The sequence below is a fragment of the Desulfonauticus submarinus genome, assembly GCF_900104045.1.
In the GTDB taxonomy this organism is placed as follows: domain Bacteria; phylum Desulfobacterota; class Desulfovibrionia; order Desulfovibrionales; family Desulfonatronovibrionaceae; genus Desulfonauticus; species Desulfonauticus submarinus.
In genome coordinates, this window is record NZ_FNIN01000003.1 from 159,916 (window position 1) to 173,878 (window position 13,963).

Annotated in this window: 15 protein-coding genes and 2 tRNA genes; 7 read left to right on the forward strand and 10 right to left on the reverse strand. The window is 31.9% G+C overall.

Annotation, left to right across the window (positions count from 1 at the left end; genetic code table 11):
- Positions 1 to 5: 5 nt before the first annotated feature.
- The 8 genes from BLP60_RS05075 to BLP60_RS05110 are packed head-to-tail and all read right to left on the reverse strand — an operon-like array spanning position 6 to position 7,671.
- Positions 6 to 377 (reverse strand): response regulator, encoded by a 372-nt coding sequence (locus BLP60_RS05075; RefSeq protein ID WP_092064419.1) that lies wholly within the window; start codon positions 375 to 377, stop codon positions 6 to 8.
- Positions 378 to 1,073, reverse strand: coding sequence for a chemotaxis protein CheW (locus tag BLP60_RS05080; RefSeq protein ID WP_092064422.1), 696 nt, complete (start codon positions 1,071 to 1,073; stop codon positions 378 to 380).
- Positions 1,070 to 1,831, reverse strand: a complete 762-nt coding sequence (locus BLP60_RS05085; protein ID WP_092064425.1) for a ParA family protein — start codon at positions 1,829 to 1,831, stop codon at positions 1,070 to 1,072. The genes BLP60_RS05080 and BLP60_RS05085 overlap by 4 nt, the downstream gene beginning before the upstream one ends.
- Positions 1,831 to 2,229 carry a PilZ domain-containing protein gene (locus BLP60_RS05090; RefSeq protein ID WP_092064428.1) on the reverse strand — a complete coding sequence of 133 codons (399 nt, stop codon included), beginning with the start codon at positions 2,227 to 2,229 and terminating at the stop codon, positions 1,831 to 1,833. The genes BLP60_RS05085 and BLP60_RS05090 overlap by 1 nt, the downstream gene beginning before the upstream one ends.
- Entirely contained in the window at positions 2,226 to 3,104 is an 879-nt protein-coding gene (locus tag BLP60_RS05095) for a CheR family methyltransferase (RefSeq protein ID WP_092064431.1), read from the reverse strand. Before BLP60_RS05095 ends, BLP60_RS05090 begins: the two co-directional genes overlap by 4 nt.
- Positions 3,105 to 3,106: 2 nt before the next feature.
- Positions 3,107 to 5,053 (reverse strand): HEAT repeat domain-containing protein, encoded by a 1,947-nt coding sequence (locus BLP60_RS05100; RefSeq protein WP_159427688.1) that lies wholly within the window; start codon positions 5,051 to 5,053, stop codon positions 3,107 to 3,109.
- Positions 5,054 to 5,072: 19 nt separating this feature from the next.
- A complete protein-coding gene (locus tag BLP60_RS05105) occupies positions 5,073 to 6,170 on the reverse strand; it encodes a protein-glutamate methylesterase/protein-glutamine glutaminase (protein ID WP_092064437.1) in 1,098 nt (365 codons plus the stop codon).
- 10 nt (positions 6,171 to 6,180) lie between these two features.
- The gene (locus BLP60_RS05110; protein ID WP_092064440.1) at positions 6,181 to 7,671 is read right to left on the reverse strand and encodes an HD domain-containing phosphohydrolase; all 1,491 of its coding nucleotides are present in this window, start codon (positions 7,669 to 7,671) and stop codon (positions 6,181 to 6,183) included.
- 48 nt (positions 7,672 to 7,719) lie between these two features.
- Between BLP60_RS05110 and BLP60_RS05115 the strand changes: the two genes are divergently transcribed.
- Positions 7,720 to 7,797: transfer RNA gene (locus BLP60_RS05115), tRNA-Pro, on the forward strand.
- A 4-nt stretch (positions 7,798 to 7,801) separates the two neighbouring features.
- Here the strand turns inward: BLP60_RS05115 and BLP60_RS05120 are convergent.
- Complete coding sequence (locus tag BLP60_RS05120; protein ID WP_092064443.1) at positions 7,802 to 9,148, reverse strand: UDP-glucose dehydrogenase family protein; 1,347 nt, start codon at positions 9,146 to 9,148, stop codon at positions 7,802 to 7,804.
- A gap of 401 nt (positions 9,149 to 9,549) precedes the next feature.
- Between BLP60_RS05120 and BLP60_RS05125 the strand changes: the two genes are divergently transcribed.
- The 6 genes from BLP60_RS05125 to BLP60_RS05150 all read left to right on the forward strand — a co-directional run bounded on the left by BLP60_RS05125 (position 9,550) and on the right by BLP60_RS05150 (position 13,661).
- A complete protein-coding gene (locus BLP60_RS05125; protein ID WP_159427689.1) occupies positions 9,550 to 10,179 on the forward strand; it encodes a phosphatase PAP2 family protein in 630 nt (209 codons plus the stop codon).
- Positions 10,149 to 11,741, forward strand: coding sequence for an ArnT family glycosyltransferase (locus tag BLP60_RS05130; RefSeq protein WP_159427690.1), 1,593 nt, complete (start codon positions 10,149 to 10,151; stop codon positions 11,739 to 11,741). The genes BLP60_RS05125 and BLP60_RS05130 overlap by 31 nt, the downstream gene beginning before the upstream one ends.
- A 3-nt stretch (positions 11,742 to 11,744) precedes the next feature.
- Positions 11,745 to 12,128, forward strand: a complete 384-nt coding sequence (locus BLP60_RS05135) for a flagellar basal body rod C-terminal domain-containing protein (protein ID WP_092064595.1) — start codon at positions 11,745 to 11,747, stop codon at positions 12,126 to 12,128.
- A gap of 246 nt (positions 12,129 to 12,374) precedes the next feature.
- Complete coding sequence (locus BLP60_RS05140; RefSeq protein ID WP_092064452.1) at positions 12,375 to 12,788, forward strand: Hsp20/alpha crystallin family protein; 414 nt, start codon at positions 12,375 to 12,377, stop codon at positions 12,786 to 12,788.
- 11 nt (positions 12,789 to 12,799) lie between these two features.
- Positions 12,800 to 13,168, forward strand: a complete 369-nt coding sequence (locus BLP60_RS05145) for an Hsp20/alpha crystallin family protein (protein WP_092064458.1) — start codon at positions 12,800 to 12,802, stop codon at positions 13,166 to 13,168.
- A gap of 28 nt (positions 13,169 to 13,196) precedes the next feature.
- Positions 13,197 to 13,661 (forward strand): Hsp20/alpha crystallin family protein, encoded by a 465-nt coding sequence (locus BLP60_RS05150; RefSeq protein WP_092064461.1) that lies wholly within the window; start codon positions 13,197 to 13,199, stop codon positions 13,659 to 13,661.
- A 70-nt stretch (positions 13,662 to 13,731) separates the two neighbouring features.
- On the opposite strand, the gene BLP60_RS05155 is transcribed toward BLP60_RS05150, so the two are convergent.
- Positions 13,732 to 13,821 (reverse strand) — tRNA-Leu (locus BLP60_RS05155).
- Positions 13,822 to 13,963 lie beyond the last annotated feature (142 nt).

Sequence of the window (13,963 nt, forward strand, 5' to 3'; positions counted from 1 at the left end):
TCTCCTTATCCTAAAAGCATTTTTATATTTCTAACCAATTTTTCTGGCTGAGCAGGCTTTACCATATACAAATTAGCACCTAAGCCTAAAGCCTTATGAATATCCTTTTCCTGTCCTTCTGTAGATAAAACTATTATCGGCAAATCACGATACATCTCTTGTTCTCTAACAGTTTTAATAAAAGTAAAACCATCCATTCTGGGCATATTTACGTCACATACTATTAAAGATATATCTGGATTAGAATATAATTTCTCAAGACCATCAAGTCCATCTTCAGCAGTAGATATCTTAAATCCTTCTTTCTTAATAATAAAAGCAACTAAATTACGCACTGTTTTTGAATCATCAACAACTAAAATATGTTTTTGGGCCATTTATTCCCCCTTTTTTAAGGTTATTAGAAAATCTTTTAATTTTTGTAGATCTAAAATATGTACCATTTTATCTTCTTTTTTAATTATTCCTTCCACAAAATTACCTTCTGTATACAAACCTTTATCAAAATTCCATTCTATTGATTCACTATTAACTCTATACATAGATGCTATTAAATCACTTATAAAGCCAATTTTAATATCATTTAAATCACATATTAAAATAAATTTTCCTTTTTTACTTTGAGCGTTAAAAAGTCTGGACAAATCAATAACAGGAATTACTTTTCCTCTTAAATTAATAAGTCCTTTAAAAATTTCTCCTGAACCAGGAATTTTTACAGGTTTTATGTAACGAATAACTTCTTTCACAGATTCTACTGGTAAAGCAAACTCCTGTTTACCCAATATAAACCCTACAAATTGAAGCTCTTGTCTTTGCTTTTTTTTATTATCTTGCGTTGCCCCAGACCTAGCAAGCTGTTTTCTTTTATCAAAAACTTTTTTTTCTTCCTTATGTACCCGACTAAAATTTGGCTGCTTAAAATCTCTATTATTCTTATCTGGATGAATCTGTTTTTTTTCTTCTTGGAGAAAAAATTTTTCTAAAAGTTCTTTTTCTTCTTTAGCCAACTCTAGATCTCTTTCTTGAGAAAAATCCTGTAAAGTAAAATATTCTTCTAAAACTTTACTCATTGTCTTAAAATTTCTTTTGCAAGTTGCAAGTATTGAAAAGCCCCTCTACTTTTAGGAGCATATTCAAAAATAGTTTTACCCTCAGAACTAGCCTCTCTAAAATTTGTATCTATAGAGATGACTGTACTAAATAGTTTATCGCCCAATTTCTTTCGAAGCAAATTAAACACCCTTCGCGAAGCCTTAGTTCGTATATCGTACATGGTAGCCAAAATCTTAAAATTTACATTTCTCTTCAAGGCTATTTTAAGCAACCTAAAGGTATCAAAAATTAACTTTAAACCATGTAAAGCCAAAAAATCTGTCTGAACAGGAACAATTACCAAGTCAGCCGCGGCCAAGGCATTTAAAAGAATAACTCCTGTATGGGGAGGACAATCTAAAACCACGAAATCATAGTCTTTGGCATATCTTAATAACCATTTTTTAAGCAACCAACCCCTTCCAGGAGACCCTTTTAAATTCCCTTCTACCTCTGCCAATTTAATATGTGCAGGAACAAAGTCAAAGCGGAGAGTTTCTTTTTTATAAATCAAACTATCTTGCTGTTTTTCTGAGTTAGGTAAAAAAATGTCTAAAGCAGATGTTTTATAAGTACCAGGGAAAAAACCTAAATGAACAGTACCACAAGCATGGGCATCTAAATCCAAAACAAGGACTTTTTTACCCAAAATACTTAGGCCACAGCCTAAACTCAAAGCTGTAGTAGTTTTTCCTACACCTCCCTTTTGATTAGCTATGGCCAAGACTTTAGGCACTAGCCTTTACCCCTCTGTTCTTCCAAAAAATCTCTCAATGCCCTTAAATCATCTTCAAAAACATCAATAAATTTTACTCCTACCTCATAACCATCTATCTTTTTTTCTCCTATCCAAATCACTTCACCTAATGCTACTAACTCCTGTTCTGTTTCCACTTCAAATACTTTAAAAAAACTAGGATGAAATTTATTCAAGCTTGGTACTCTAATTTTTATTTGTAACTTGTCTCCCTTATCTAATTTACAAGGAAATATTAATCTAACCCCACCTTTCCCAATGTCCAAAGAATGCACTTCATACCACTTTTGGTTACCCAAAGGATATCTTAATAAAGATACTTTTACTTTATAATTTTTAGGTAGACGAAAATAACGTCTTCTATCTATTGCTTTCATTCTTTTTTGTATACGATACTACCTGGATGATGTATTGGTTTAAAAGACCTAGAAATATTGTGCAATGATTCTGAATGTCCTAAAAATAAATATCCTCCTGTAACTAAATTATCATAAAAAGAAGATATAACATTTTTTTTCACTTCATCACTAAAATAAATTATAACATTTCTACAAAATACAACTTGAGATTTTGGAATGCGTTTTATTTGAAATCTATCATTTAAATTAAGTTGAACAAAATCTACTAGTTTTGCGACCTTAGGAATAATTTGATATTTATCATTACCTATTTGCTTAAAATATCTTTGCAAAATTTTTGGAGGGGTAGTTCTGAGGGAATAAGGTGAATAAATTCCCCGTTTAGCAGCTTTCAACACACTACTTGAGAGATCATTAGCTGTAATCTTTATTTTCCACAAATCAATCTCAGACTTAAGAACTTCATGCAGAATAATAGAAAGAGTATAAGGTTCTTCGCCAGTAGAGCAGCCAGCGGACCAAATATGAATACTTTTATCATTTTGTTTCCGCTTAGTCTCTACAATCTCCTTTAAAATAATATCTTGAAACACTTTTAATTGAGGAGGATTTCTAAAAAAACTAGTTTCATTTGTTGTAATAACATCAAATAAACGATTTAATTCCTCTCGCCTCGAAGGATCATAGCGCAAAAAGTAATAATATTCTCCAAAAGTCTTTAAATTAAGGTCTCTTAGCCTATTAACCAATCTATTTTCTAGTAAATATTTCCTATTATCTCCTATATATATTCCTGTTTGAGCATAAATAAAATCTCTTAATTTAGAAAATTCTTCATCGCTTATCTTTATATCTTTACGCAAAGTAACAGTTTTTGAAAAAAGAGAACTCATCTTTATTTTTCTCCATCCCTTTGATATTTATCTAAAGCATTTTCCACTGCATCTTGAATTTCATAATCATCTATTTCTAACATATCTAAAAGTGATAAAAAAGCCTTTTCTGTGCGAAGCTCTCCCAATGCCTCTATGGCTTTTAACACTACAATTTTATTAGGATAATTCAAAAAAGAAATAATCTTATTTGTAATCTCTTCATTAATTTCTCCTTTTTCAATTAAAGCCTCTAAAGCCCGTATCTTTACCCAATCGTCTACATCATCTAAAGCCTCTACAAGATAAGACACAACATCCTTATGGTCACATTTACTCATAAGCTCTACTAAAGTTAGCCTTACTTCATTAGACTCATCTTTAAGCTTACTGCCTACTAAATCTAAAACTTCTTGAGACTTTTTACATAACTTAGCTAAAGATTCTAAAGCTACTTTTCTAATATCTACTACTTCATCCTCTAAAGCCTCTTTTACAAGATCAATATATTCTTCTGCCCTTAACTCTCCAAAAGCATATATTGCCATAAGTCGATGTAATGGGTCATTATCTTTAAAAAAGTTTTTAAACCCTTTTAAAACCTTATCTCCACCTATTTGAATCAAACTATCTAAAGCAGTATCTTTTACATCGTCCCAAGGATGATCTAAAAATTTAAATAATAATTCTACAAATTCCTCTCTCTTAAGCTTTCCAAAATATCTAAGAGCAGCCTTTAAAACATCGCCATCTTGATGTTTATCCAGTACCTCTAGAAACAACTCCTTGGTTTGAGGAAGGCAAATAAATTCTAAAGCCAATGCAATTTCTCTTTGAATATCTCTATCTTTTTTCCAAAAAACTTCTCTTAATTTTTCTTCTGCTACTGCTCCTCCTATTTGCTTTAACACCCTAATAGCAATTAAGTTTCTAGATGGAGAATCATCAAAAAGTGCTTCAAAAAGAGAAGAATTTGGACCAATTTCAGTTAAAGATTCTACTAACAAATCAACTACATCTTCCTTATGCACAGTATCTACTAAATGTTCTACATTTATTTGCTCAGCCAAATCCAAAAGTTTTTTAGTAGCCCGCTCATCTCCGATTTTTGCCAAACCAATAATAGCAACTTTTCTTGTATCTTCTTCCTCATCTTCTAAAGTTTCTAACAAGTAACTTAAATAAGACTGCCTGTTCTTCTCTAAAAAGAGTTGAAACGAGGTCTTACCCAACAATTTATAAAGAGCTTTAAATATTTTTGATTTTAAAGCCTGAGGGACATGTTCTAATTTTTTAGCTAAAAGAGGAACAGCCTTAGTAAATCCAAGTTCTCCTATTCCTTCCACAATCATAGAAGCCACAAGCTCAGAAGAAGAATCTAATCTCTCTACAAGAATATGAATACTATCCTCATCTCTAATTTTCACCAAGGCTTCAATAACTGCAAATTGGACCCATTCCTCATCATCCAAGGCTTTTGCCAAACATTCTACTGCCTCTTTATGCCCAATTAATCCTAAACTAACCGCAGCCTGGTATCTTACATTTGGATCTTTATCAGTAAGCAAAGAATTACATAAAGGGGTGATTGCTTTATATGAATCAGACCATCCCAAAATATCTGCCACAAAAATTCTAATATCTCTATCCTCATCTTCCAAATAGGGTATTAGAAGCTCTATGCCATCCTTCCCTGTCTCTCTTAGAATATCCATTGCTTGATTTCGCAAAGCAGCATCATCATCTTTTAAAAGCTCAATTAATGCACCTACAACTTCTTTTCCTCCTATTTTTCTTAACGCCAAGTCAGCTGCCTCTTGGACCCCTACATTTTCACTTCTAAGCAAAGGGACCAAAAAGGGAACAGCTTCTCTTAAATTCATCTCCCTAGCTTCAAATGCACCTTCTCTTTGTTCCTCAGGATTTGGACTTTTTAATAATTCAAGCACTTTTTCCTTTGTGTAATCCATATTCTCCATCCTTAAAGAGTTATTTGGGATTATCATTGTGAAACATATAGTGATAAATCAAATCAGGCATATCCTCAGGTGCACATACATTATCTGCAATATTTTCTTCTATTACCGCTCTAGGCATACCATACACAACACAACTCTCTTCACTTTGAGCCAAAATACGCCCATCTTTTCTTTTCAACTCTTTAGCTCCTCTTAATCCATCACTTCCCATGCCTGTTAAAATTATACCAATACCTCTTCTTCCAACAGCCCTAGCTACAGATGAAAACAAAACATCTACAGAAGGTTTATATAAGGCATCTCTAGGAAACTCACTAATTCCAACTTCTATATGGGTTATCTTTTGAATAATTTTTAAATGTCTTCCTCCTGGTGCTACTAAAGCCAATCCTGGCTTTAATGTATCTCCATCTTCTGCTTCCTTAACATCTAAGGAAGAAGTAGCATTTAGTCTTTTAGCAAAAGGGCCAGTAAAAGCAGGAGGCATATGCTGACCAATAACAATTGCAGCAGGAAAATCCTTAGGAAGAAGATTCAAAATCTTTTGCACAACGGGTGGTCCTCCTGTAGAAACTCCTATGGCCACTATATCTCGAATTTGCTTCTGTCCTTTATAAGATAAAACTTTTTGTTCTGTTTTTGCAAGTAATTTAATATCTTTTTTAACAGATTCAGGTGTTTGTCTCTCTTTTTTTATGTAAATTGCTTTATTTTTGGCTAAACTTTTAACTTTAGCAATTAACTCTTGTTCTATTTTTACAATTTCTAAACTAACTTTAGATAATTGTTTAGGAATAAAGTCAGCAGCACCCAGATCTAAAGCCTTTAACGTAGCTTCTGCACCTTCGGTAGTAAGAGAACTAACCATAATAACAGGGCGGGGATAATTCCTCATGATTTCTTTAAGAGCTGTTAACCCATCCATTACAGGCATTTCTATATCCAATGTTACAACATCAGGATCTAACGCCTTAATAAGCTCAAGACATTCTTCTCCATTTTTTGCCGTCCCCACAACATCTATATCAATATCTTTTTTCAACATTGTGCTTATTGCTCTCCGCATAAAAGCGGAGTCATCCACTACCAATACCTTAATTTTATCCATAACCAACACCCTAGTTTAAAAGCCTAAAAACACCTTTAAATTCTGAAACATTTTTAAGTTTTTCTATACCCCTATCTTTTACCAAAAAAAACCATTTATGAACTAAATCTTCATCCCATTGAGTTCCAGCTCCTTCAAACATTATTTTCTCTACTTTCTCCAAAGGCAAAGCATTACGATAAGACCTATTGGAAGTCATTGCTTCAAAAGCATCTACAACCGAAAGTATCTTGACTAATAAAGGAATTTGTTCACCTGTAAGACCCTCTGGGTAACCTTTTCCATCTATTCTTTCATGATGGTGATAAACTAAAGGCAATATCTCTTTTAAAAATTCAACTTTGTCTAAAATCTCCTTTCCTATTACAGGATGTTGCTTCATTATTTCGTATTCTTTATCAGTTAATTTTCCAGGCTTGTTTAAAATTTTATCAGGAATACCTATTTTACCAATATCATGGAGCATACCCCCTACATATAAAAGCTCAAGTTCTTTATCTCCTAAGCCTATAAATTTACCCAAATTAAATGCATATCTAGCCACATTTTCAGAATGACCCTTAGTATAATAGTCCCTAGCTTCTACTGCCTTAGCATAAGAGCTAATGATTTCTAAGTTTAAACTCCTAAGACGCTCAAAAAATCTGGCATTTTGTAAACTGCTAGCAGCATGCATACAAAAAATATTAATTAATTGTTTATTTTTGAGTAAAGAAGATATCTTTTCTTTATTCTCCTTTAATAACAACAATGCACCAATCTTTTCATTTTGCACTGTTAAAGGAATAATTAACAAAGAAAACGTCTTTTTTATATCTTTAAATGTATAACTATCATTAAAAAATGTACTATTTTCTTCTAAAACTGTAATCATTTTTTTACTTAATGGAAAAATAAATTGATAATTTTCTCTTAAAAATTTTCCTCTTATTACTTTTTGTTCTAATTTACCACTCCTAGAACTATAAAATGAAATTATTAAACTATCGGGATTAAAATTCCTTTGGAGATGATAAATAAATTCATATAAAATACCCTTAAAGTCTTTTATTCTATTTAAAGCACTACTAAGATTCAAAATTCTAACAACATTGCTTAACCTCTGTCTCTCTAATCTTCTCCTTCTTTCTTGTAAGACCTTTCTTACCTTAACAATTAAATGAGAAATATTAAAAGGCTTGGGTAAATAGTCAGCCGCTCCCAAACGAATACATTCCACTGCTACTTCTATAGTGCCAAATCCTGTCATAATTAGAAAATCAGCATCTAATTCTTCCTTTTTAGCCTGCTTTAAAAGTTCGATTCCATTCAAATTAGGCATTTTAAGATCGCTAACAACTAAATCTATATCCTTCTGTTCTCGCAAAATTTGAAGGGCTTTTTCTCCATCTTCAGCAGTAAAAACTTTATATCCCTCATCAAGCAAAGCATCTTCACAAATAAGCCTTAAGCTCTCTTCATCATCAACCACTAAAATCTTTTCCTGCTCTTTATCTTCCATCTTTTTGCCTCTTGTGTTTTTTACCTCTGTAAGCTACAATTATTTCTTCGGGATGTGGCTCAGTCTGGCTAGAGCGCAGCGTTCGGGACGCTGAGGCCCGGGGTTCGAATCCCCGCATCCCGACCATTTTTTACATTTTTTTGCCGTACATACGCCTTCCTATGCTAAAGTAGGCAAACCCCATCTCCCCCATAAACCGAGGAGAATAAAGATTTCTTCCATCAAACACAATTGGAGCCTTTAAACTCTTTTTTAATTTATCAAAATCAGGGTTTCTAAATTGATTCCACTCTGTAACCACTGCTAAAGCATCAGCTTGTTCTAAAGCATCGTATTGTTCATCTACGATTTCTACCAATGAATTATCCTTTAAAACATCTCTGGCTTTATCTCTTGCCACTGGATCAAAAGCCTTTATTTTCATTCCTAAAGCAGTTAACCTTTCTATTAAAACTAAAGCTGGTGCCTCTCTCATATCATCTGTATTGGGCTTAAAAGCAAGCCCCCATAAGGCTAAAACTCTATCTTTTACTCCACCTTGGGGTTCAAAATAATTAATAATTTTTAAAGGTAAAACCTCTTTTTGAAGATCATTTACTCTATCCACTGCTTGAAGTAATAACGGGTCATATCCATATTCTAAGGCAGTTGAAATAAGAGCTTTAACGTCTTTTGGGAAACAAGAACCTCCATACCCCACTCCTGGATAAATAAAATGATAGCCAATTCTATGATCAGAACCAATTCCCAACCGAACATCTCCCACATCTGCCCCTACTCTCTCACAAATATTGGCAATTTCATTTATAAATGAAATTTTTGTGGCCAGCATACAATTGGCTGCATATTTTGTCATCTCTGCACTTCTTACAGACATAATAATTAATTTTTCCCTGCTTCTCGCAAAAGGCGCATACAGAGTTTTTAGGAGTTCAGCTGTTCTAACGTTGTCAGTTCCCACTATCACCCTATCTGGTTTCATAAAATCATTTACTGCATCTCCTTCTTTTAAAAATTCAGGGTTAGAAACTACATCAAACTCTATGCTCACTCCTCTCTTTTTCTGCTCTTCTAAAATCAAACTCTTTACTTTGTCAGCCGTACCTACAGGTACTGTTGATTTATCCACCACAATTTTATAGTCTTGCATAAGCTTGCCGATATCTCTTGCAACTTGATAAACATAAGATAGATCTGCACTACCATCTTTCTTTGGTGGAGTTCCTACACAAATAAAAACAAATAAACTTTCTGCTAAGCCTTCCTCTAAATTGGTGGTAAAAATTAATCTTCCCTCTGCATAATTTCTTTTTACTAACTCTTCTAAACCAGGTTCATAAATATGGACTTCTCCTTGTTTTAATTTTTCTACCACCTGAGGATTTATATCCACACAAACTACTTTATTCCCCATTTCTGCAAAACAAGCCGCGCTTACAAGACCTACATAACCTGTACCAACAATACATACATTCATGAGCAATCCTCTCCTTTATATCAAAAATTACAATTTTTTGCTTTTAACAAAGCCTATCCTCATAGGTCAACCCAAAAGCCTTATCTACTATCCTATAAATATAATATTCTTCATTAAAAAAATCATTTTTGAATATTGAAATAAACTTAAAAACTACTTATCCTATAAGATAAAATTTTACTCATTAAGTATCTTTACAGATAAAAAATTGAAAACTAGTTTAAAAATAAAATCAATATTACTTTTACTTTTAAAGATATTAAAAAATTATTTCAAGATTAAAAAACTTTTCCTATTATGATAAATTGATTATATTGCTTTTTCTGCTTCACTTTATAAAATAAATTTTTGTCTCTCATTTATCTTGATTTTTAATACATTATATGTCATTTTTAAAAGATATGAGTAAAAAGACAATTTTACACTTTTTGCTTTTTTCTTTACCATTAATAATTCTTTTTTGTCTTATCTACTTCATAGGCAACGAACAAGAAATTTTTTTATTTTTCAAAAAAATACGTATTTCTTACCCAAATCTAACTATTTTTTTTAAATTTATTACTGAGTTTGGAAATCCTATTTTTTATATTGTATATTCTATTATTCTGCTGAAGGGAATAAAAAGACATAATTTTAAACTAATTTACTTTAGTTTAATTTATCTTGTAGTTCAAATCTTAATTTCTTTTTTAGGAGTTAGGATCTTAAAGATTACTCTTGGTCGACAACGTCCAGAATTTGGCTCTGCATTTACCTTTTTTTCCTTTGCAGCCAAAAATAATTCTTTCCCTTCTGGGCATACTACTGAAATTTATGGAGCAACTCTTCCCTTGGTTTTAAAACAAAAAAATATTTTACTCACCTTAAGTTTAGGTATATTTTCTGCTTTAGTAGGGTTTTCTAGAATTTACCTTGGGAAACACCATCCTTCTGATGTCTTAGCAGGCTACTTTTTAGGAAGTATAGCTGGATACCTTATTTATATCTTATGGAGAAAAAAATGCAAAAAACACAATATGTTAACAAGTTAGAAACTTTTCTCAACAAACTAACCCATTATCCCCTTCTACTTTTAACAGCAATATATTCTTTACATATTATTTTTACCTTAAATACCAGGGCGCTCTGGTTTTCAGATGAAGTACGATATGCAAATGTTTATGAAAATCTAATCAAGGCTAAAAAATGGCTTGTTTTATATCTAAATGGCCAGCCATACCCAGATAAGCCGCCTCTTTATTTTTGGTTTTTAGCCTTAATTTCATACTTAACATCTCTAAGCGGAGAAACTTTATTTTTTTTAGGCTCAGCAATAAGCGGCTTTTTCTATCTCATTCTAACTTATTTTTTAGGAAAAGTTACTTTACAAGATACTCAAAAATCTTTCTTAGGAGCATGTTTACTTCTAACTAATTTTTATTTCTTAGGTCTTATTCATTATTTTAGAATGGATTTGTTATTTGCCTCATTTATTCTCTTTGCTCACTTAACTATTTATCATTTTATAAAAAGCCAAAAAACTGCTTATCTTTATGCTGGGTTTGGATTGTCCTTTTTAGCCTTACTTACTAAAGGACCTTTGGGTATTCTTTTTCCTCTGCTCACTCTTTTTTGTTTTAGTTTAGTGCAAAAACAACCAAAATTATTTTTTAACAAACATGTAGGATTCGGAATTTTAGGAATTCTTTTGGGCGGATTACTTTGGCTATTAGGAGCTTATTATTTAGAAGGAAAAGAGTTTATCTCCAATATCCTTTATGACCAAATCTATAGGCGTGCCACTCATACATGGCATCATCCTCATCCCTTTTATCACTATTTATTAGTATTTCCTCTTGTTGTTTTACCGTGGACCCTTTCTTTTATAAATTTCTCTAAAAAAGAATGGCAAAACTTATCCCACGGAGAATTATTTTTATTGGTATTTTTTAGTTCAGGATTTACCTTATTATCTTTAATTAGTATTAAAATTGCGATCTATCTCTTACCTCTCTTTGCCCCATTTTTCTTACTTCTGCATAAAAACCTTCAAACAGAGTCGCAACTTCTTAGCAAAGTAATGGGATATTTTTTTCTCATTCTTGCTATAAGTTTACCCTGGATAAATTTTCTTCCTAATCTTCCTCTCAAAATAAACGGTCTATTGGGTTTAGCAGGTATCTTAGCAATTTTAAGTATAATTTTAATAAAAAAGCCAGTTCCTAGTAAAACTTTGCCCATTTTTTTACTTTTAACAATGCCCTTAATTTTTATTTATACAGGAAAATATATAGCGCCTTCTCTTGACAAACTCATGAGCCCTAAAGAACAGGCTCTTCAGATAAAAAAATACATTAAAATGGGTTATTATCCTCTAGCCTATAAAATTTATTCAGGAATTTATACTTATTATGCAAAACACAATATTGAAGAAACCAAAGACTTAACATATGTTGAAAAAATGCTTAAAGAAAAAAAGAAAATACTCTTGATTATGCCTGAAAAATATTTTAAAAAATGGAAAAGTAAACCTAAAATGATAAATATTGTTCATAAACAAAAAATTGTAGAAAAGGTTTACTATCTTATAACCAACCAACCTCAAGAGAGGTGAAAAATGAACATTTACCCATCTCTTTCAGCTCTAACGAGTTTTAGCACCTTGCAGGATGTAAGTGCTAATAATGTGGCTAATATAAACACTCCAGAGTTTAAAGCTAGCAGAGCAGATCTGCAAACAGGTCCAGAAGATAAAGGAGTATATGTATCTCAAATTATCCAAAGCTCTGAACCTGGCCCCTTAGTAGAAAAAATAGAATTAGAACAAAATGAAACCACTAATTATGTGGAGCAAAAAAACGTGTTAGTAGAGGGGAGTAATACGGATCTGGCCACAGAAATGGTAAATCAAATTATAAATGAAAATTCTTTTGCAGCTAATGTAAAAAGTATTCAAACCTATGATAACATGGTAGGCTCTATTATCAATATCTTTGCATAATAGACTTAAAGTTATTTTTTCCCTGCTGTTAAATTTTTACTAAAAAACCACTTATATAAATTTCAAAAATCAGAATTTCATATCATATCCATATGCCATAGCAGTGCTTGTTCCCCTAAATGCCCTTCCTAAACTCTATATTAACTGAGTCTAATTCAAGTTAAGAAAAAAATTAGGTCACCCTCTTGACTATTTTTCTTTTGTTTTTATTTATAAAAATGAAAATAAAACGTAGGAGGTGAACAAATGGTTATAGATTTAGGTACATTTTATGATTTACCAAGACAATTTGATCGTATTTTTGATGAATTTTTTCGTCCAAGTGTTATAAGTCAGAAAAGAATAGCTTATCCACCAATTAATATTTATGAAGATGAAGACAATATTTATGTCTACAGTGAGCTTCCAGGACTTGAAATTGAAGATATTGAACTTACATTAACTGACGGTAGCCTTGTATTAAAAGGAGAAAGAAAAATAGAACAAGGTAATTATTATCGTCAAGAAAGGCCAACAGGAGTATTTCAAAGGATAATAAATTTAAATGTTCCTATTGATGCAGATAATATTAAAGCAAAAATGAAAAATGGATTATTAGAAATAATACTCCCAAAATCTACTGCAAATAAACCTAAAAAAATTGAAATAGAAAGCAATTAAGGAGGAGTAAAATGACTCAAGCAATAAACAAAAAAGAACAAACAAAAGAAATTGTATTTTCTCCATACACAGATATTGTAGAAAAAGAAGAAGGTTTTTATATTCTCATGGATATACCTGGAGTAGATAAACAGAATTTAGACTTGGACTTAAAAGAAAATGAACTAGAAATAAAAGCAAAAGTAACATGGGATAAGCCAGAAAAGGCAAAAGATATTCATGTAGAATTTGTGCCAGGGGAATTTCGACGTCAATTTACTATTTCAGAAATTGTAGACAAAGATAAAATTAAGGCTCACTTAAAAAATGGAGTACTCAGCCTTTTCTTACCTAAAGCTGAAAAAGCTAAACCAAGAAAAATTAGCATTACTGCAGAATAAATAAAATCTTAAAAAGGAGGTGAGAGCCATGTTAGAAAAATTTGTACCAAGTTTAAGAAGAAAACAAGAAAGTGTTCTCACTCCTACGAGCAGTGTATTTGACTTATTTGATCAAATGGACAGAATGTTAAGAGAAACTTGGTGGGGCAATGGAGAGTTAAGTACTACTTTTGCTCCTGCAGTAGAAGTGAGAGAAAATGACGATGAGATAATCGTAAAAGCTGAAATTCCAGGCCTTGATACTAAAGATTTAGATGTAAGGCTAGAAAATAATTACCTTATTTTACAAGGTGAGAAAAAACAAGAATCTAAAAGTGAAAAAGACAATATTGTAAGAATGGAAGTAAGTTATGGTTCCTTTTATAGGGCAATTCCTTTACCTTCTGAAGTAGATGAAAGTAAAATTAAGGCAAAATATAAAAAAGGAGTCTTAACTATTACTTTACCTAAAAGTGAAAAGGCTAAAGCGAAAAAAATTGCTATTGAAGGATAGTTTGCAGAATTCACTATGATAATAAATAAAAAAAGCTGAAAGCCAAGAGCTTTCAGCTTTTTTTTATCTCTGGTGCCCGGGGCCAGACTCGAACTGGCACGGTACAATGTACCGAGGGATTTTAAGTCCCTTGCGTCTACCAAAATTCCGCCACCCGGGCGTCATAGGAAGAAGTCTTTTATACCTAAATGATTTCGCCGTCAACTTTTTTATTCAATTTTTACTAAATTAAAAATATCACTATCTTAAATTTTTTCGCTCTCTACTCTATCTCTACTCTATTCTAAACCAAAAAACTTTTT